Origin of the sequence: Paenibacillus sp. FSL L8-0708, assembly GCF_038009325.1 — a bacterium.
In the GTDB taxonomy this organism is placed as follows: domain Bacteria; phylum Bacillota; class Bacilli; order Paenibacillales; family Paenibacillaceae; genus Paenibacillus_AQ; species Paenibacillus_AQ odorifer.
The window spans coordinates 5,426,644-5,442,914 of the sequence record NZ_JBBPBC010000001.1 but is presented as its reverse complement, the minus strand read 5'-3'; the positions used below and the strand labels follow the sequence as shown (position 1 = coordinate 5,442,914).

The following is a 16,271-nucleotide window of genomic DNA, read 5'->3' as shown; positions in this document are numbered from 1 at the left end:
GTAAGATTCATGGCGGCAGAGCGGCAGGTTTATTCGATCAAAGAACTCAACCGTTATATCCGCATGAAGCTAGACTCGGATAATTTACTTTCGGATGTGTGGATTCGCGGAGAGATATCCAACTTTACACATCATGGCAGCGGGCATATGTATTTTACACTTAAGGACGAGAGCAGCCGCATTAAAGCGATTATGTTTGCTTCTCATAACCAGCGGCTGCCTTTTATTCCGAAGGAAGGCGCTCGGGTAATTGCCAGAGGTAATGTGACCGTCTATGAACGGGATGGGCAATATCAGTTCTACGCCACACATATGCAGCCTGATGGGATTGGCAGTTTATATCTGGCCTATGAGCAGCTGAAGAGCAAGCTTGAAAAAGAAGGCCTTTTTGCAGAAGCTCGCAAGCGTTCGTTGCCGCGGTTCCCGAAGTGTATTGGTGTGATTACTTCCCCAACAGGAGCAGCTGTACGAGATATTGTGATTACGCTTCAGCGGCGGTTTCCGCAGGTAGCTATTGTAATCTATCCTGTACTGGTGCAAGGCAAAGGCGCTGCGCCTTCGATAGTGAAGGCGATTGGTGCGCTGAACGCCATGGGTGAAGCCGACGTGCTTATCGTCGGCCGCGGCGGCGGTTCGCTGGAGGAGCTGTGGGCATTCAACGAGGAGGAAGTCGCGCGAGCGATATCGGCATCAAGGATTCCGGTCATCTCGGCCGTCGGCCACGAGACCGATTTCACGATTGCCGATTTCGCCGCCGACCTCCGCGCGGCTACGCCCACAGCGGCCGCTGAGCTGGCCGTGCCTCACGCCGGCGAGCTAGCTGCGCAGCTTCGCCAACTGCAGCAGCGGCTGCGCCAGGCGCTGCAACAACGCGCCCAGCGTGGACGCGAGCGCCACTCGGTGCTGCAGCGCTCGCTGGCGCTGGCAGGCCCGCGCCGCACGCTGATTCAGCACACGCAGCGGCTGGACATGCTGCGTGTGCGGCTCCAGCGCTCAGCGGATGCACGGCTCAGCCGTTCCCGCGAGCGCAAGGCGGTGCTGCATCACAGTCTGCAGCGGTTCCATCCGCGCGATAGTGTTGCCGCAGCACGTCAGCTCACAGACAGTCTGCGCCGTGAGTTAATGGGCGCTATGCAGGCTCGTTTGCAGGAGAAGCGATCTCGCTATGTGGCGGAGATCCGCCATTTGGATGCGCTTAGCCCGCTTAAAGTAATGTCACGAGGCTACAGCTTAGTGTATGACGAGGCGGAAGAACATTTAATCAAATCGCTGACTGAAGTACAGCTTGGCGATCTTGTGGTGATAAAGATGAATGACGGACAGCTGAACTGCCAAGTATGGGGGATGAAGGAGGATGGCAAAGACGATGACGAAGGAAGCGGAACTTGATTTTGAAGGCGCTATGGACCGACTGGAGGAAATCGTTCGTGAGCTTGAACACGGCGACGTTCCTCTGGAGAAGGCCATCGATTTATTTCAGCAGGGCATGAAGCTATCGCAGCTTTGCGGCAGCAAGCTGGAACAAGTAGAGCGTAAGATCGAAATGATTACCCAAGAGGACGGAGAACTGCGCAAAAAGCCGTTTGGTGCACGTCTGGAAGGGGACGCCGATGAATCGCTTTGAGAATGATCTGGAGGGAAGCTCCGCAAGTGAAAGCATGCGGCAGCCGCTGGAGGATTACATCGCGTCGATAAGTGATTTGCTCTCACATGAGCTTGAGACTATTCTTCCCGCAACTTGGACGGTTCCAGAAAATTTACAGCAAGCGATGAAGTATTCGCTAATGGCAGGAGGCAAACGCCTCCGGCCGCTGCTTGTGATCGCTGCTTGTGAATCACTGGGAGGCAGCCGTGAAGCAGCCTTGCCTGTTGCTGCTGCGATTGAGATGGTACATACCTACTCGTTGATTCATGATGATCTGCCTGCCATGGATAATGATGATTATCGGCGCGGCAAGCTGACGAATCATAAAGTCTTTGGTGAAGCATCGGCTATTCTTGCGGGTGATGCGCTTTTGACCCATGCTTTTTACAGTGTGGTACAAGCCTCACGTAAATTTGGCATTCCTGCTGAAAATGTTTTATCCATAGTAGAGGATCTGGCGGAAATGGCAGGTCCACGCGGCATGGTCGGCGGTCAGATTGCAGATATGGAAGGCGAGCAAGGACTAACAGATCTAGCGCAGCTGAAATATATTCATCTGCATAAAACCGGAGATTTAATTATTTTTTCGCTGTTAGCCGGCGGACGTATTGCAGGGGCAACAGAGAAGCAGCTTGAGGCTCTGCGTGATTTTGGCACTAGCATCGGACTCGCTTTTCAAATTCAGGATGATATTCTTGATTTGGTTGGTGATGAAGGCAAGCTTGGTAAAAAAACAGGCAGCGATATCAAGCAGCAGAAGGTAACCTACCCTTATTTTATTGGGTTGGAGGAATCTCGTGCTGAGGTGAAGCAGCTTACAGAAGCAGCCCGAAATGCTGTGCTGAATGGCGGTTTTTACGACAACCAGCGCCTGCTGGAAATTGCAGATTATTTAATGGCACGTGATCACTAAGTATGAACTTTCGAAGCGGCTGTATTTCGACAGCCGTTTCGTTTGTGTTATAATGGTTTTTATATATTTTACAACATCTAGGAAAGCGGGGAACTATTCGTGCTGCTTCCACAAATAAATGATCCACAACAACTGAAATCACTGTCAGTCGAAGAATTAACTACTCTTGCAGAGGAAATTCGACGATTTCTGATTGAGAAGCTTACAGCAACCGGCGGGCACCTCGGTTCTAATCTGGGGGTGGTGGAGCTCACGCTGGCCTTACATTATTGCTACAACAGTCCTCGTGACAAAATGATCTACGACGTTGGCCACCAAGCCTATGTCCACAAAATACTGACCGGCCGTCAAGATCGCTTTGATACCCTGCGCAAATATCAGGGATTGTGCGGCTTTGTTAAGCGCTCTGAAAGCGAACATGATGTATGGGAGGCTGGACATAGCAGCACCTCTTTGTCGGCAGCTATGGGGATGGCTATGGCTCGTGATCTAAAAGGCGAAGACAACAAGGTGATTGCCGTGATTGGTGACGGTGCGCTTACCGGCGGGATGGCTTTTGAAGCGCTTAACCACATCGGCCATGAGAAGCGTAAGTTGATGGTTATTTTGAACGATAATGAAATGTCGATTGCTCCGAATGTAGGGGCGATGCACAATTATTTAAGCAAAATTCGTTCGGACCGTCATTATTTGCGTGCCAAAGACGAGGTTGAAGGGCTGCTTAAGAAGATTCCGGCCATCGGTGGACGATTAGCGAAAACCGCTGAACAATTAAAAAACAGTCTTAAATATATGATGGTTCCTGGAGTATTGTTTGAAGAGCTTGGCTTTACGTATCTTGGGCCAGTGGATGGACATGATCTGGAGAAAATGATTGACACCTTCCATCAAGCAGATAACGTGGCGGGTCCTGTGCTTGTGCATGTGCTGACGACCAAAGGCAAGGGCTACAAACCGGCTGAGACTGATTTTTATAAATCGCATGCCATTTCGCCTTACAAAATTGAGTCAGGTCAGGCACTTAAAGCTGTAGGTCCTCCAATGTACACCGAAGTATTTGGCAGTACGCTGATTGAGCTGGGACGTGAAGATTCGCGTCTGATTGCAGTTACTCCTGCGATGCCAGGCGGTTCAGGTTTGTTTCCTTTTGCAAAGGAATTCCCGGATCGCATGATTGACGTGGGGATTGCAGAGCAGCATGCAGCAACCTTGTGTGCAGCTTTGGCTATGGAAGGGATGAAGCCGGTATACGCCGTGTATTCTACCTTCATGCAGCGTGCCTATGATCAGATCGTCCATGATATTTGCCGCCATAATGCCAATGTTATGTTCGCCATTGACCGTGCTGGATTTGTGGGTGCGGATGGTGAGACTCATCAGGGTGTGTACGATGTTGCTTTTATGCGCCATATCCCTAATATGGTTATGATGATGCCAAAAGACGAAAATGAGCTGCGTCATATGATGAAGACGGCACTTGAATATAATGACGGTCCAATTGCTTACCGCTATCCGCGTATTAATGGAACAGGTGTGGCAATGGACGCTGAACTGCATACCCTTCCTATAGGATCATGGGAACGACTGCGTACAGGAGAAGGATATGCTGTAGTGGCATGTGGTCCTATGGTTCAAGTGGCTGAAGAAGCCGCTGATTTGCTGAAGCGGGAAGGAATTCAGGTGGGCGTTGTGAATGCGCGTTTCCTGAAGCCGCTTGATAATTCCATGCTTCTGGATTTGGCTCATGCTGGAACCAATATGGTTGTTATTGAAGAGGCTTGCCAAGCGGGAAGTCTCGGCAGTGCGGTATTGGAGTTCTACGCGGAGCATGAAATTTATGACGCCCGTGTACATCTGATGGGTGTGCCCGACATCTTCGTGGAGCATGGCTCCATTAAAGAACAACGTCAGCAAACAGGCCTTACCGTAGAAGCGTTATGTGCACGTATCAAGTCTATGATGGCTCTAAGTGCTTATAATTACAAAACGACTTCGTCTTCCTAAGTGGAAGCCGGAAATTAGTAACCCTTGAACGATCAGGAGATGACCATGGAACACCGTAAAGAACGGATTGATGTACTGCTTGTGGAGCAAGGTTTTTATGAAAGCCGGGAGAAAGCTAAAGCTGCTATTATGGCAGGGTTGGTGCTCGCGGATGAGGAACGTATTGAAAAAGCTGGCATGAAGGTCTCGCGGGAGTCTACCCTTAAGGTTAAAGGTTCTGTGCATCCGTATGTCAGTCGTGGGGGCCTAAAGCTGGAGAAGGCTCTTCGCCAATTTAATATTGATCTTACCGGGCGGAACATGCTGGACATTGGTGCTTCCACTGGCGGCTTCACAGATTGTGCGCTTCAGAATGGTGTAAGCCATGTATACGCCATTGATGTTGGCTATAACCAGCTGGATTGGTCACTGCGGAATGATGAGCGAGTGAGCGTTATGGAGCGTACGAACTTCCGGTATATGACACCTGCAGATTTGCAGGGTCCTGTTCCGGACTTTGCCAGTATTGATGTATCTTTTATATCCTTAAAAATAATTCTCCCACCCCTCAAAGCCTTGCTGCAACGTCCAGCAGATATCGCTGCACTCATCAAGCCTCAATTTGAGGCTGGACGTGAGAAGGTTGGAAAATCAGGTGTGATTCGTGATTCCGCTGTCCATAAAGAGGTTTTGATTAATGTACTGACTATGGCTGCAGAGTTAGGATTCGGTCTCCATGGATTGACTTTTTCGCCAATTACAGGCGGGGAAGGCAATATTGAGTTTCTTGCTCATTGGAGACTGATGCCAGAAGTGGCGGAAGGCGAAGAATCATCCGTACAGCCGGCAGCTGCTGTTGCAGCAGTCATTCCAGTGGAGGACTTTCCATCCCTTGCTGATGAAGTGATTAAGCAGGCTACGGGTACTTTTAATGTGAGTTCTACTCATGGAAACTCCGCGCGCCGTTAGAACTTTATGAACACCCCGTCAACCACAAATGGTCAGCGGGGTGTTTTTTTTGAGCGGGAAGTCTGAAGAGTTCAACCTTGAAAATTCCTCTTCATCTGTTAAGATTGAGGGAGCAGATTTGCTCAAAGGGATTGAATTTATTAAAATAAAGACCCGGTATAAAATCCGGGTCTTTATATTTTGAATCTTTTTTTGGATTTACTGTGCTCGTTGTAATTGTAAATTGCTGAATTAGCGAATAATATCAATTATGCGGAAAGCTTATAAAAAGACAGCTTAGAAGCAGGATTTACCAGGGCTTCACGCGAATAAATCACCGAGGTGATTGATAGTGGCGGGTAGCTCTGACAAGGTCGTTATGGCGTTTATTGGGGTAGCATTATCGATTTTTATAATATATCGGATATATGTATGGCTGCAGAGTTCTCCGCGTTCTTTTATGAAGGATCAAATTCCGTTCAATAAAGTGATTATTCCACATCCCTCTATTGATATACTTGAGGATGAAGGATATGAGGTCGTTGGAGGGAAATTAAAAATCCCCTTGTCTTTCAACGTAAATGGGGCGCAGATGTATAGCCGGTTATTTATAGATTATGTGGCGACAAAAGAGGAAGGATCTTTATATTTAGTTATCCTTTCCAGACCACGCAAGCCTTTGGATTTCACTGGCAGTGGCTTACGTGATACCTTGCTTCCCTACCTGCTGATCTATCCGGAATGCAGCGGCGTTCTATATGTTAATGTAGCAACAGCATCGATCCATGTCATTAAGCTTGGCAAAGACGACGGAGAATCAAACTGAATCCATATTTTTTATATACCAGGAGGCAACAATGAAGGGACAACGACATATTAAGATTCGTGAAATTATTACACAAAAGGATATCGAGACACAGGACGAGCTTGTGGAAGCCTTGCGGGAATCAGGTTTTCAAGTTACTCAAGCCACAGTATCTCGAGATATAAAAGAGCTGTTGCTCATCAAGGTACCCATGGATGATGGAAGATATAAATATTCACTTCCAACGGATCAACGGTACAATCCCATTCAGAAGCTTAAGCGCGTTCTTGTGGATAATTTTGTGCAGATCGATTCCTCGGCTAATCTTGTGGTGATGAAATGTTTACCAGGTACGGCTAACTCTGTCGCTGCTTTAATTGATAATATTGACTGGCCACAAATTATGGGAACCCTTTCTGGTGATGATACAATCCTTATCATTTGCCGTTTACCTGAGGACAGCAAGACCGTAATTTCACAAATCATGGGTTATATTTCTTAATTATAATTAATCAGATGCCTGTCATCTTCTCGGAGGTGCTCTATTAGTGTTAGAAACCTTGTCTATACGCAATCTTGCCGTCGTTGAGGCGGTAGATGTGCATTTTTATCCTGGCTTCCACGTGCTTACGGGGGAGACCGGGGCAGGTAAATCCATTATTATTGATGCGCTTGGATTGATTGTTGGAGGCCGCGGTTCTGCGGATTCCATTCGTTATGGTTGTGAAAAAGCGGAGATGGAGGCGCTCTTCAGTCTTCCCAGCGGTCATCCCGTTTGGGAGACTTTGGAGCGTCTTGGCATTGAGGCCCAGCGCGAGGAGCATCTTATTATACGACGCGAGCTTACCTCTCAAGGTAAAAGTACATCACGTGTAAATGGGCAGATGGTCAATCTTACCATGCTTCGCGAGATCGGTGAGCAGCTGGTTAATATACACGGCCAGCATGAGCACCAGAACTTGCTGAAAGCGGAACGGCATCTGGGACTGCTGGATACATACGGAGAACCGATTATTGGTCCGCTAAAGGCAGTTTTTCAGGAAAGGTATTCTGCCTTCGCGAAGGTGGAGAAAGAGCTGCGAGAGCTGCAGGAATCCAGCCAGAAGGCATACCAAATGCTTGACTTATATCGTTTTCAGCTTGAAGAAATTTCATCCGCCGGATTAAAACCGGGAGAAGATGAATTACTTACCGAAGAACGGGTCAAACTATCCCACAGTGAGAAAATGATGGATTCCGTATCGGGTGCATATGAGCTGCTTTACGACAGACAAGGCTTGGAATCGATCGGTAATGTTATTTCCAGACTTGAGGATGCAGTTCGTTACGATGAGAAGGGTCTGCGAACAGTGCTCGAACAGCTGCAGTCCTCATATTACCAGCTAGAGGATGCTGCTTTTCAGCTTCGTGATTACCGGGAAAATATCGAGTTCAATCCGATGCGACTTGAAGAAATCGAGAATCGTTTGGATTTGATCACTGGACTCCGACGTAAATATGGAGAAAGTGTAGAACAGATTTTGGCTTATTATGAACAAATTCACCGGGAAACTGATTTGCTTGAGAATAAAGATGAATATCTGGAGAAACTGACGGCGAAGCGCGATTCGTTGCTGTCTGTATTAATGGAAGCAGCTACGGAATTAAGTGAAGCACGAAAGCTTTGTGCTGCTGATCTGGCCACCCAAGTGGAGGGTGAGCTCAAAGACCTTCAAATGGAAAGAACCTCGTTGCAGGTCAAATTGGACAGGCTGGAGGACCCGCGTGGAGTCGAATACAATGGTCGGCGTATTCGCCTCACAAGACAAGGGATAGACAGCGCAGAATTTATGATATCCCCTAACCCGGGCGAACCCCTGAGACCTCTTGGCAAAATTGCCTCTGGTGGTGAGCTGTCGCGTATTATGCTGGCAATGAAAAGTATTTTTGCGCGCCATGATGCAATTCCAGTTTTAATTTTTGACGAAGTGGATACTGGTGTCAGCGGCAGAGCTGCTCAGTCCATCGCAGATAAGCTGTTTAAGCTGTCCTCTACCTGTCAGGTGTTCTCCATTACTCACTTGCCGCAGGTGGCTTGTATGGCTGACCATCAGTACTTAATCCGCAAAAAGGTTGAGGATGGAAGAACCATGACTGAAGTGGAATCCCTAACGAACGATGGACGTGTAATGGAGCTGGCCCGGATGCTGGGTGGCGTAGAAATTACCGAAAAAACATTGCATCACTCGCAGGAAATGCTTAATCTGGCCGAGGCAAGTAAGGCTGCAACAAGCTAAGCGGAGCAATGATTGACAGTAATAAAAGCCTGGGGGCAAGGTTATCTTATAGGTACGCAATTGGCGACCACCTTTTTCGTCAAGCGAAAGAAGCAAAAGGGAGCGTGACAGCCATTGAAGCCTAACCTCAGGAAGTTAATGCCAGGCCTTTTATTTGCCTTCTTTCTTAGTTTATCGGGCATAACGGGAACAAATCTAAGTTCTGCTGCACCACTGCAAGGTGAACCAGCCAAGGTGACTGCACAAGGAATTCATTCCGAGCTTAAGGTGATCCCGGGAGGTCAAACGATCGGTGTGAAAGTGAAATCAGCAGGTGTTTTGGTTGTTGGTCATCATCTGATTGAAGTATCCGAGAAAACTAAGCTTTCCCCAGGAGAGGTCAGCGGTTTAGTGCCGGGTGATCTGATGATCTCCATGAATGGTGAGAAATTGGACGAGTTGTCCAAGGTGGCCAAGCTGGTGGATCGTGCTGGTAAAGCGAATAACCCCTTGACCATTGTCTTCAAACGCGGAGGTAAAGAGCATATAGCTAAGTTAAAGCCCGCGTATGACATTCATGACAAAGTGTGGCGGTTAGGCCTGTACATTCGTGATTCAGCAGCGGGTGTCGGCACATTAACTTTTTATGCTCCCGAGCAAGGTGTATATGGAGCTTTGGGACATGTGATTACAGACATGAATACCGGTACTCCAATTGTTGTAGGCAGTGGTCATATTGTTCAGTCCAGTGTCACCTCCATATCCAAAAGCCAGGATGGCGATCCGGGCGAGAAACGAGCGCATTTTTTGAAAGAAAGCCAAGTGCTTGGAAATGTGGAGAGCAATACTGACTTCGGCATCTTCGGTAAAATGAGCTCCAATCCCGAGCACAGTCTTTACAAAGAACCTATCCCCGTGGCGATGAGCGATCAAGTCAAGGAAGGTCCTGCTGAGATCCTAACTGTAGTTGATGGTCAGCAGGTGGAGCGGTTTAAGGTTGAGATCATTCATGTAGCACATCAGCAAACGCCAGCCACTAAAGGAATGGTGCTGCGGATCACCGATCCACGCCTTATTGATAAGACAGGCGGTATCGTTCAAGGTATGAGCGGAAGTCCTATCGTACAGGATGGCCGCCTCATCGGAGCCGTAACTCATGTATTTGTAAATGATCCTAAGTCCGGTTATGGGTGCTTCATCGAATGGATGCTTCAAGATTCAGGTGTGACCAAACAGGAGAATAGGTATTCATTAAATCTTAAGGCGGTTTAGCCTTAAGATTTTTTGTCGAACGATTACGAAGAACCTCGAACATTGAGATAAAATATTTAATTATAATCCAACGCAGAAAAAAAATAAAGAAAAATAATTTTCGACAGAAGGGAATTCGATCTCCATGTCGAAAACGTAAGAGACAAGAAAAAAATGTTATTTTCGAATAGCAGATATAATTAAGGAGGAAGCAGCCAGTGCAGAATATTGAAGTGTTGTTGGCCGATGATAACAGGGAATTTACGAATTTGCTTTCCGAGTACATTTCTGAGCAAGAAGATATGACCGTAACGGGTATCGCCTACAATGGTGAAGAAGTGCTTCAAATGCTTAGCGAAGCGCGTAAAATTCCCGATGTTCTTATTCTTGATATCATCATGCCGCATTTAGACGGCCTAGGTGTATTGGAACGTCTACGTGATATGGATCTGAATCCTCAACCGAAGATCATCATGCTGACTGCTTTTGGTCAGGAGAACATCACTCAAAGAGCTGTACAGCTTGGTGCATCCTATTATATTTTGAAACCGTTCGATATGGAGGTCCTGGCAAATCGTGTACGTCAGCTTGTCGGCTCTCAAGGCAGCATGAGCTCCTCCTCCAACATGTACAATTATTCGTCGACGTCCAGATCGAATGTAGTGCCGCTCTCTAAGGGCAAGAACCTCGACGCTAACATTACCTCGATCATCCATGAAATCGGTGTCCCAGCGCATATCAAGGGCTATCAGTACCTGCGTGAAGCGATCACCATGGTATATAACAATATCGAGATCCTTGGTGCGATTACGAAGACGCTCTACCCAGCAATCGCTGAGAAGTTCAAAACCACGCCTTCACGCGTAGAACGCGCGATCCGCCATGCGATTGAAGTCGCTTGGACACGTGGCAACATCGACTCCATCAGCCATTTATTCGGCTACACCATTAATATCTCCAAATCTAAGCCTACTAACTCGGAATTTATTGCCATGGTAGCTGACAAGCTGCGGATTGAGCATAAGGTTAGTTGAAACCCCGGTGTTACGCGGAATAGGGACGATTGATAGAACGTATGTTCACGTCAACTTGTGCGTTCGTTGAACGGAGATTCCGATAAACTATCGGTGCGCGACTCCGTTAAACTTTCCGTATTCGCCTAATGTAGTAGCGCTAATTTATCGGACGTTTAGCTAACGAGAGTTTAACGCATATTAGAAGAATATACAAACAAACGCTCGGCTACGTACTTAACGTGGTCGGGCGTTATTTGTATATTCATTCGTCTGCGTGGGTATCCTAACCCTTAGGGGGCGTTACTCATGGAGTATAAGGATAAGCGAAAAAAGATACTCGAGATGCGTGAGGAAAAAGAGGAATTGAAGATGCAGGTAGCGATTAACATGTTCATAAAATCACGAAAACTCAAAAATTTATCCAGTAGTACTGCGGCGTTTTATAGTCAAACCCTTACGAAATTCTCGGATTTTTTGGAGGATAACGAGGTTTTTAAACCAACTGATGTTATTTTAGAAGACGTACAGGAGTTCATTCAGATCCGGATGGATAAAGGAAACAGTACGCCGACGATCAACAAATACATACGTAGCTTACGTGCATTTTTTAATTTCCTCTGTAGCTCTGGGTATATGATAGAAAATCCGATGGAGGCAGTAGATAGACTGGTAGAAGAGAAGCGAGTACTTAGAACGCTAAGTCGTGACCAAGTTCATGCGCTACTCGAAGTTCCGAATCGTTCAACTCCTGCGGGCTTTCGTAACTATACTTTTCTGCTGCTTTTATTAGATACAGGAATGCGTCTAGAAGAAGCGTTGAGCTTCCGTTTGGATGATGTGTTCTGGCAGGAGCGTGTTATTCAAGTGTTCGGTAAATGCCGTCAGGAACGTTTAATCCCGTTCAGCGATATATTAGCGGCTCATATGTTGGAGTATGTGGAGTTTCGTGGTGAAGTAGAGTCGCGTATATTCTTTGTAAATGTTGATGGTCAACCACTTAAGCGCCGTACGATTCAGGAAGAAGTATCTGAGTATGGGAAGATTGCTGAGATAAAAGGCGTTCGCGTATCGTGCCATACATTGCGTTATACCTTCGCTAGGAATTATGTTCTTAACTCGGGGGATGTCGTAAGTTTGATGAGAATAATGGGACACAAGAGTCTACATATGGCGCAGTTATATACGGAGATGTTTCAGGCGGATATTTCGAAGCAACACGACAAATACTCACCAGTTAGCGCGATGTTTAATTGAGGGTCGTAGCGAGTCTATCTAATCCGAATATTGAGCGCGCGTGAAAATACGAAATTGGACTCGCGCGGGTATGCTGCGGAGTCCATTATTTTCAGAGTTTATCGTTTAGAATCATTTAATTCTAGAGAATGTAGCCGGCTACCTTATCCCATAGAGTAGACAGTGCATTAACGGTAAGAACGGTCTCTTTTACGCTCTTTATCGCTGCTCCCATTATAGCTTTCTTCTGCTCTTGGGGTGGTTTTGCGGACTCTTCCCCAACAAAAGCAACTTGCTCTACAATATCATTTTTCTGCTCTTGATTAAGCTCTTCAGAAGCTAAAACGGCTTCGGTGAAGATCTTTATTTCATGAGATAGATCTTCATTTCCTAAATTGCTTATCTTATTCATTGATAGGTTAATACTTTCAATTGTTCCGGTGTTGACGGACCCGACCACACTTTTATTAATACTAATATTATTCATGTCTCCTGTGAAAATAGGTGGTTGCTCTGGCACCTTATAACGAGGAAGTGATCCGGGTAATCCAGAGACTGACTCAATTTTGTCCACCTGATAATTCATTTGTGAAGCAAGCATACTTAGCCGCTGAACATCCATGCTTTGTTGCAGAAACATTGCGTTTTGCAGAGTGCTGAAACATGTCACACAAAGATGCTGTCCAGACTCGTGTTTAATAATTGCGGGTTTATCACATTGGTCACATTTAGTCATTGGTTGCCTCCTATTATTTAACGCAAAACTCCGTCGCTCGTGCAACAACGTGCCGCCTAACTGGCGTATTTAAACGTACATGTATCCCGCATAAAATACTCGCCGCGCACCTTAACGGAGATGTCCGTAATATCTTCGATTACTCCGCTGCCTACGAGCTCATCCGCGATGAACACGACGATCGGAACGCGCTCAAGCTGCGCGGTATACAATTGAACGTTAGAAGTTAGCGGCTGCATAAAACGGCTCATAAGCGTAGTCCTTTCGTAGAGGATTACGTACACTTTCGACAAAGTAGCGCCATTTCCTTCCGAGGAGGTGGCGTTTTTCGTGGCACGATACGCTGACGTACTAGTTCTCCCCTTGCGGTGACAAGCGCTATTGCGCCGATGTTTGGCCGAATCGTTCAGCCATCGAATGGAGGCGTGAATCACGACGTCATCCAAACGATGGTTCACGTTGAACCTGCGTCTCAGTCATCGGAAGGTTGTCGTGTTTCACAACGTCCTTACAAACGACAAGAACGTCGATAAACGTGCAGGCGGCGCTACTGCATTCGTTATTTTCTTGATATTCTTCTTTAAGGGAAAACGCCAAAAACCCATGCTACGTAAGGATTTTTACGGAGTTTTAGCACCTTTGATGTGCTAAGTTATTAACGTAATAAAAAAAGGCGCAGTCTTAGCGGAATCAATCCGTTAGGGCTGGCGCTTTTCCTTTTATCAGAGACGTGAATGTCTTTATTAAGACGATAGTGGGGCTTACAATTTTACTAAGGCAATAACGACTCCAAGTATACCAAAAATGATGATTGCCGTGAGTTCAATAACCTTTAATACGATATCTAGCTGCTTTGTTGTCATCCAAAGGACTCCTTTCAGAAAAAATAAAAAAACACTCCCTATCATGGAGGAGTGTTGATTAATCTACTATTTGACTGAAAGATCGGCCAGTAGACTACCAACACAAATCCAACCCCATAAAGGGTTAAACGATGTGTAGGCAGGTCTCCTGGCTTCCGTGTATCTCCTAGCGCCTTCCCGAGGGTTCGTTACCTCAGTGGCATATGCAAGGGTATGTGGTTCCTTATAAGTAGAACCGTCCGGTTACAGTGGTGGACCGCAGCGGATTTTCACCGCGCTTCCCTATTAAGCTACGATACCAAAATTGGATCGAAGCGCCTAAAACACTACTATATTTTGTTGTCTTAAGACTATTTTAATATGTAAATCTTTGTTAGTCAATGATTATTGTCCTTCTTATTAAAAGCGGTGAGCTAATCCGTACCGCACGTACTGTCTGCGTAATCCCTTGAGTTAGCCCCGCTATATCCTTCCGAGGGTAAACATAAGGGTTCGGAGTAAAGGCGCTAATTTGACGGTGATGTCTATGTAAAAAAGACCGCTACCGTTATTCGGCGCGGTCATCTTCGTCTATGTATTCGATCAATTCGCCAGGCAATACGTTTAGCGAGCGGCACAACTTGTCTAGCGTTGGAAAGTCAATTCGGTTGTTCGCGTTATTAGCGAGCGCCTTAATTGTATTGCGATTTATTCCGGAAATCTCGACAATGTCCTTCTGTTCTAGTCCCCGTTCTTTCATGAGCTTGTCCAACGAAAATCTAATCACAAAAATTCCTCCAATAAATTTATCGTAAACTAGTTGACATCATTACCGAAAAGGGATAGGATGGGGGTAGGTTAAGAAGTAATCTAGTTTACATGATACCTAGTAAATTACTTATACGCAGATTATAACATATGGTTTCACTATTATAAAGGAGGTTTCAAAATGTCCACCAATATCATCGAAGGTTACTCGTATCCCAGCCGGAGCCTCACACGTACTGGCATCCGCAACCGCCGTTCTATGCTAAAGGCCGTGCTATGGCCGATTGCTAAAACTGCTGTCGCTTTGACCGCTGTCTTTGTCCGCGAACTACTATTTTAAATCGGAGGGATTACGCTAATGGCTAAAATCACCGTCGTAACTGAAATGCACGATAGGAACGAAGAAGTAGCGCGCTACCTATACCCAGGCGTTCTCGTCGATGCTAACCACGCGTTTTATATCGACGCTGAATACCGCACCGTTGTTCTTGAACGTATTAACAACGTTAACGGCGAGTACCTAACAACCGGAGGCCCCAGCGCGGTCGGTTTCGATTTACCGGTTGATAGCGTTGACTTCTTCGATCGCATATCGGATATGTCGGCCCTCGAGCTTCTGTCCGCGCTAGTTCGGCGCAGTAAGGAGGGCGCGCTATGAACGTTAAGCCTATAACGCTTGTCTATACGTACGACGTTGATGACGATGGCTCGCAGTACGATACGTTGCCGGCGTTCCTTCTCGGTGAAGACCGCGCACTATACTTATCGGAGGGCATGTTATGGGCGCAGGTAGTCCGCCAAAGCGAAGGTGATCCGGATATTTACGTAGGTAGCAACGAAGACGCTGGCGTAATTATCGCGGAGGACGTACGCGGCTCGGCTGCTGACGTAATACCGGCGCTAATTGAACGGTGGACAAGCATGACCGCGTTGGAATTCATCGTACGCGATTTGATTGCCGCGCCGTTGCTGGAATTGGGGTTGACGATATAGACTACCGCCTGAGGATGGCCCGCTGCGGCGTGGGTTGAAACACTAACCTCAAACTTGAGGGCAGTGTCGCGGATTCCGCACTCATACAATAGTCGTCGGACTTTAAACGCGGAGGTCATTCATGGCACAAACAATTGAAATTGGATACGCGCTCGACCGCAGAACCGGCAATTTTTTCGTCACAAAAATCGACAACCTCTTCCCCGCTAGAAGTAGATTCCACCGTCAACAAATCGTTGTCCTTCCTGGCGCATTCTTCCGCGCATTACCTTCCGTAAATCGTAGATCCGTCGCTGGCTTTATTGAAATTACCGCTAATCAGGCGCATGAGCTCGGCTTCATCGTCCGCGAAAAATCGGAGGTTGCCGCCTATGACTTCGCAGTCACAGCGTAGTTCCGCTATGATGCCGGGCAAACACTGGTACTCTTACGTACTCTCTCGCAAGTGCTGCCGTATCACTACTAACGTATATACTGACCGGACACTAACCGGTGAGGAACTGTTACCGCTTGCCATTGAGATAGCGATCGTACACGCGCGGGCTCTTGGAGAAATCGCGCTACCGGACGAATATGCTCCGGTTGGTTATAAGTATCGCGGAACACTATAAAGGAGGTGATAACCGATGAAATGGAATAGAAGGATTGTCCGCCGGGACCGCAGACGTCTTTACGTTCTACAGTCCGGCGACACATACGCAGAGATTAAACTGCGTCCGCAGGGTGTGCGACTTGGTTAACGGTGCGCTAACACCGAATAATCTGACCAAAGCAATGTTTGTACCAGGTACTACCGGACCGACATCGTTGCATCGTTGACGGCCTATGTTCAACTTAGGGTGTAGCTACAACCGACACCCTTCCGCTCCTATCGGTTGCAGCC

At 46.9% G+C, this 16,271-nt stretch carries 19 protein-coding genes and 1 riboswitch; of the genes, 16 read left to right on the top strand and 3 right to left on the bottom strand.

Annotated features, from left to right (window positions below; all coding sequences use genetic code 11):
• Window positions 1–9 precede the first annotated feature (9 nt).
• From xseA to NYE58_RS25920, 11 genes are all read left to right on the top strand, one after another.
• Complete coding sequence (gene xseA, locus NYE58_RS25970; RefSeq protein ID WP_036682820.1) at window positions 10–1,389, top strand: exodeoxyribonuclease VII large subunit; 1,380 nt, start codon at window positions 10–12, stop codon at window positions 1,387–1,389.
• On the top strand, window positions 1,367–1,624 hold the full coding sequence (xseB, locus tag NYE58_RS25965; RefSeq protein WP_036682818.1) for an exodeoxyribonuclease VII small subunit: 258 nt from the start codon (window positions 1,367–1,369) through the stop codon (window positions 1,622–1,624). Before xseA ends, xseB begins: the two co-directional genes overlap by 23 nt.
• Window positions 1,611–2,558: a polyprenyl synthetase family protein gene (locus NYE58_RS25960; protein ID WP_051491261.1), complete on the top strand. Its 948-nt coding sequence runs from the start codon at window positions 1,611–1,613 to the stop codon at window positions 2,556–2,558. Before xseB ends, NYE58_RS25960 begins: the two co-directional genes overlap by 14 nt.
• Window positions 2,559–2,657: 99 nt before the next feature.
• Window positions 2,658–4,562, top strand: coding sequence for a 1-deoxy-D-xylulose-5-phosphate synthase (gene dxs, locus NYE58_RS25955; RefSeq protein ID WP_036682816.1), 1,905 nt, complete (start codon window positions 2,658–2,660; stop codon window positions 4,560–4,562).
• A gap of 45 nt (window positions 4,563–4,607) precedes the next feature.
• Entirely contained in the window at window positions 4,608–5,510 is a 903-nt protein-coding gene (locus tag NYE58_RS25950; RefSeq protein WP_076277672.1) for a TlyA family RNA methyltransferase, read from the top strand.
• A 331-nt stretch (window positions 5,511–5,841) separates the two neighbouring features.
• Window positions 5,842–6,315: a hypothetical protein gene (locus NYE58_RS25945; protein ID WP_232061423.1), complete on the top strand. Its 474-nt coding sequence runs from the start codon at window positions 5,842–5,844 to the stop codon at window positions 6,313–6,315.
• Between the two features lie 31 nt (window positions 6,316–6,346).
• Window positions 6,347–6,796, top strand: a complete 450-nt coding sequence (gene ahrC / locus NYE58_RS25940) for a transcriptional regulator AhrC/ArgR (RefSeq protein ID WP_036682813.1) — start codon at window positions 6,347–6,349, stop codon at window positions 6,794–6,796.
• 46 nt (window positions 6,797–6,842) lie between these two features.
• A complete protein-coding gene (recN, locus tag NYE58_RS25935) occupies window positions 6,843–8,570 on the top strand; it encodes a DNA repair protein RecN (protein WP_076129654.1) in 1,728 nt (575 codons plus the stop codon).
• Between the two features lie 138 nt (window positions 8,571–8,708).
• Window positions 8,709–9,821 carry a SpoIVB peptidase gene (gene spoIVB, locus NYE58_RS25930; protein WP_445671791.1) on the top strand — a complete coding sequence of 371 codons (1,113 nt, stop codon included), beginning with the start codon at window positions 8,709–8,711 and terminating at the stop codon, window positions 9,819–9,821.
• 197 nt (window positions 9,822–10,018) lie between these two features.
• Window positions 10,019–10,834: a sporulation transcription factor Spo0A gene (gene spo0A, locus NYE58_RS25925; RefSeq protein WP_036682806.1), complete on the top strand. Its 816-nt coding sequence runs from the start codon at window positions 10,019–10,021 to the stop codon at window positions 10,832–10,834.
• 288 nt (window positions 10,835–11,122) lie between these two features.
• Window positions 11,123–12,070 carry a tyrosine-type recombinase/integrase gene (locus NYE58_RS25920; RefSeq protein WP_339192039.1) on the top strand — a complete coding sequence of 316 codons (948 nt, stop codon included), beginning with the start codon at window positions 11,123–11,125 and terminating at the stop codon, window positions 12,068–12,070.
• 121 nt (window positions 12,071–12,191) lie between these two features.
• Here NYE58_RS25920 and NYE58_RS25915 read toward each other — a convergent pair whose 3' ends face one another.
• The 3 genes from NYE58_RS25915 to NYE58_RS25905 all read right to left on the bottom strand — a co-directional run bounded on the left by NYE58_RS25915 (window position 12,192) and on the right by NYE58_RS25905 (window position 14,414).
• Window positions 12,192–12,785, bottom strand: coding sequence for a hypothetical protein (locus NYE58_RS25915; RefSeq protein ID WP_341003393.1), 594 nt, complete (start codon window positions 12,783–12,785; stop codon window positions 12,192–12,194).
• 56 nt (window positions 12,786–12,841) lie between these two features.
• Window positions 12,842–13,243, bottom strand: a complete 402-nt coding sequence (locus NYE58_RS25910; RefSeq protein ID WP_341003391.1) for a hypothetical protein — start codon at window positions 13,241–13,243, stop codon at window positions 12,842–12,844.
• 526 nt (window positions 13,244–13,769) lie between these two features.
• Window positions 13,770–13,985, bottom strand: a riboswitch (cobalamin riboswitch).
• A 210-nt stretch (window positions 13,986–14,195) separates the two neighbouring features.
• Window positions 14,196–14,414, bottom strand: coding sequence for a helix-turn-helix domain-containing protein (locus tag NYE58_RS25905; RefSeq protein ID WP_341003390.1), 219 nt, complete (start codon window positions 14,412–14,414; stop codon window positions 14,196–14,198).
• Between the two features lie 162 nt (window positions 14,415–14,576).
• Here NYE58_RS25905 and NYE58_RS25900 point away from each other — a divergent pair, with 162 nt between their 5' ends.
• From NYE58_RS25900 to NYE58_RS25880, 5 genes are all read left to right on the top strand, one after another.
• Complete coding sequence (locus NYE58_RS25900) at window positions 14,577–14,735, top strand: hypothetical protein (RefSeq protein ID WP_341003388.1); 159 nt, start codon at window positions 14,577–14,579, stop codon at window positions 14,733–14,735.
• 18 nt (window positions 14,736–14,753) lie between these two features.
• Complete coding sequence (locus NYE58_RS25895) at window positions 14,754–15,053, top strand: hypothetical protein (protein ID WP_341003385.1); 300 nt, start codon at window positions 14,754–14,756, stop codon at window positions 15,051–15,053.
• Window positions 15,050–15,388, top strand: coding sequence for a hypothetical protein (locus tag NYE58_RS25890; protein ID WP_341003384.1), 339 nt, complete (start codon window positions 15,050–15,052; stop codon window positions 15,386–15,388). Before NYE58_RS25895 ends, NYE58_RS25890 begins: the two co-directional genes overlap by 4 nt.
• Before the next feature lie 121 nt (window positions 15,389–15,509).
• Window positions 15,510–15,782, top strand: coding sequence for a hypothetical protein (locus NYE58_RS25885; protein ID WP_341003383.1), 273 nt, complete (start codon window positions 15,510–15,512; stop codon window positions 15,780–15,782).
• On the top strand, window positions 15,760–15,999 hold the full coding sequence (locus NYE58_RS25880) for a hypothetical protein (protein WP_341003382.1): 240 nt from the start codon (window positions 15,760–15,762) through the stop codon (window positions 15,997–15,999). Before NYE58_RS25885 ends, NYE58_RS25880 begins: the two co-directional genes overlap by 23 nt.
• Window positions 16,000–16,271: the final 272 nt, after the last annotated feature.

Coding starts and splice junctions, on each gene's coding strand:
- xseA (WP_036682820.1), top strand. CDS start 10: ATGGCGGCAGAGCGGCAGGTTTATTCGATCAAAGAACTCAACCGTTAT.
- xseB (WP_036682818.1), top strand. CDS start 1,367: ATGACGAAGGAAGCGGAACTTGATTTTGAAGGCGCTATGGACCGACTG.
- NYE58_RS25960 (WP_051491261.1), top strand. CDS start 1,611: ATGAATCGCTTTGAGAATGATCTGGAGGGAAGCTCCGCAAGTGAAAGC.
- NYE58_RS25950 (WP_076277672.1), top strand. CDS start 4,608: ATGGAACACCGTAAAGAACGGATTGATGTACTGCTTGTGGAGCAAGGT.
- ahrC (WP_036682813.1), top strand. CDS start 6,347: ATGAAGGGACAACGACATATTAAGATTCGTGAAATTATTACACAAAAG.
- spoIVB (WP_445671791.1), top strand. CDS start 8,709: ATGCCAGGCCTTTTATTTGCCTTCTTTCTTAGTTTATCGGGCATAACG.
- NYE58_RS25920 (WP_339192039.1), top strand. CDS start 11,123: ATGGAGTATAAGGATAAGCGAAAAAAGATACTCGAGATGCGTGAGGAA.
- NYE58_RS25915 (WP_341003393.1), bottom strand. CDS start 12,785: ATGACTAAATGTGACCAATGTGATAAACCCGCAATTATTAAACACGAG.
- NYE58_RS25900 (WP_341003388.1), top strand. CDS start 14,577: ATGTCCACCAATATCATCGAAGGTTACTCGTATCCCAGCCGGAGCCTC.
- NYE58_RS25895 (WP_341003385.1), top strand. CDS start 14,754: ATGGCTAAAATCACCGTCGTAACTGAAATGCACGATAGGAACGAAGAA.
- NYE58_RS25890 (WP_341003384.1), top strand. CDS start 15,050: ATGAACGTTAAGCCTATAACGCTTGTCTATACGTACGACGTTGATGAC.
- NYE58_RS25885 (WP_341003383.1), top strand. CDS start 15,510: ATGGCACAAACAATTGAAATTGGATACGCGCTCGACCGCAGAACCGGC.
- NYE58_RS25880 (WP_341003382.1), top strand. CDS start 15,760: ATGACTTCGCAGTCACAGCGTAGTTCCGCTATGATGCCGGGCAAACAC.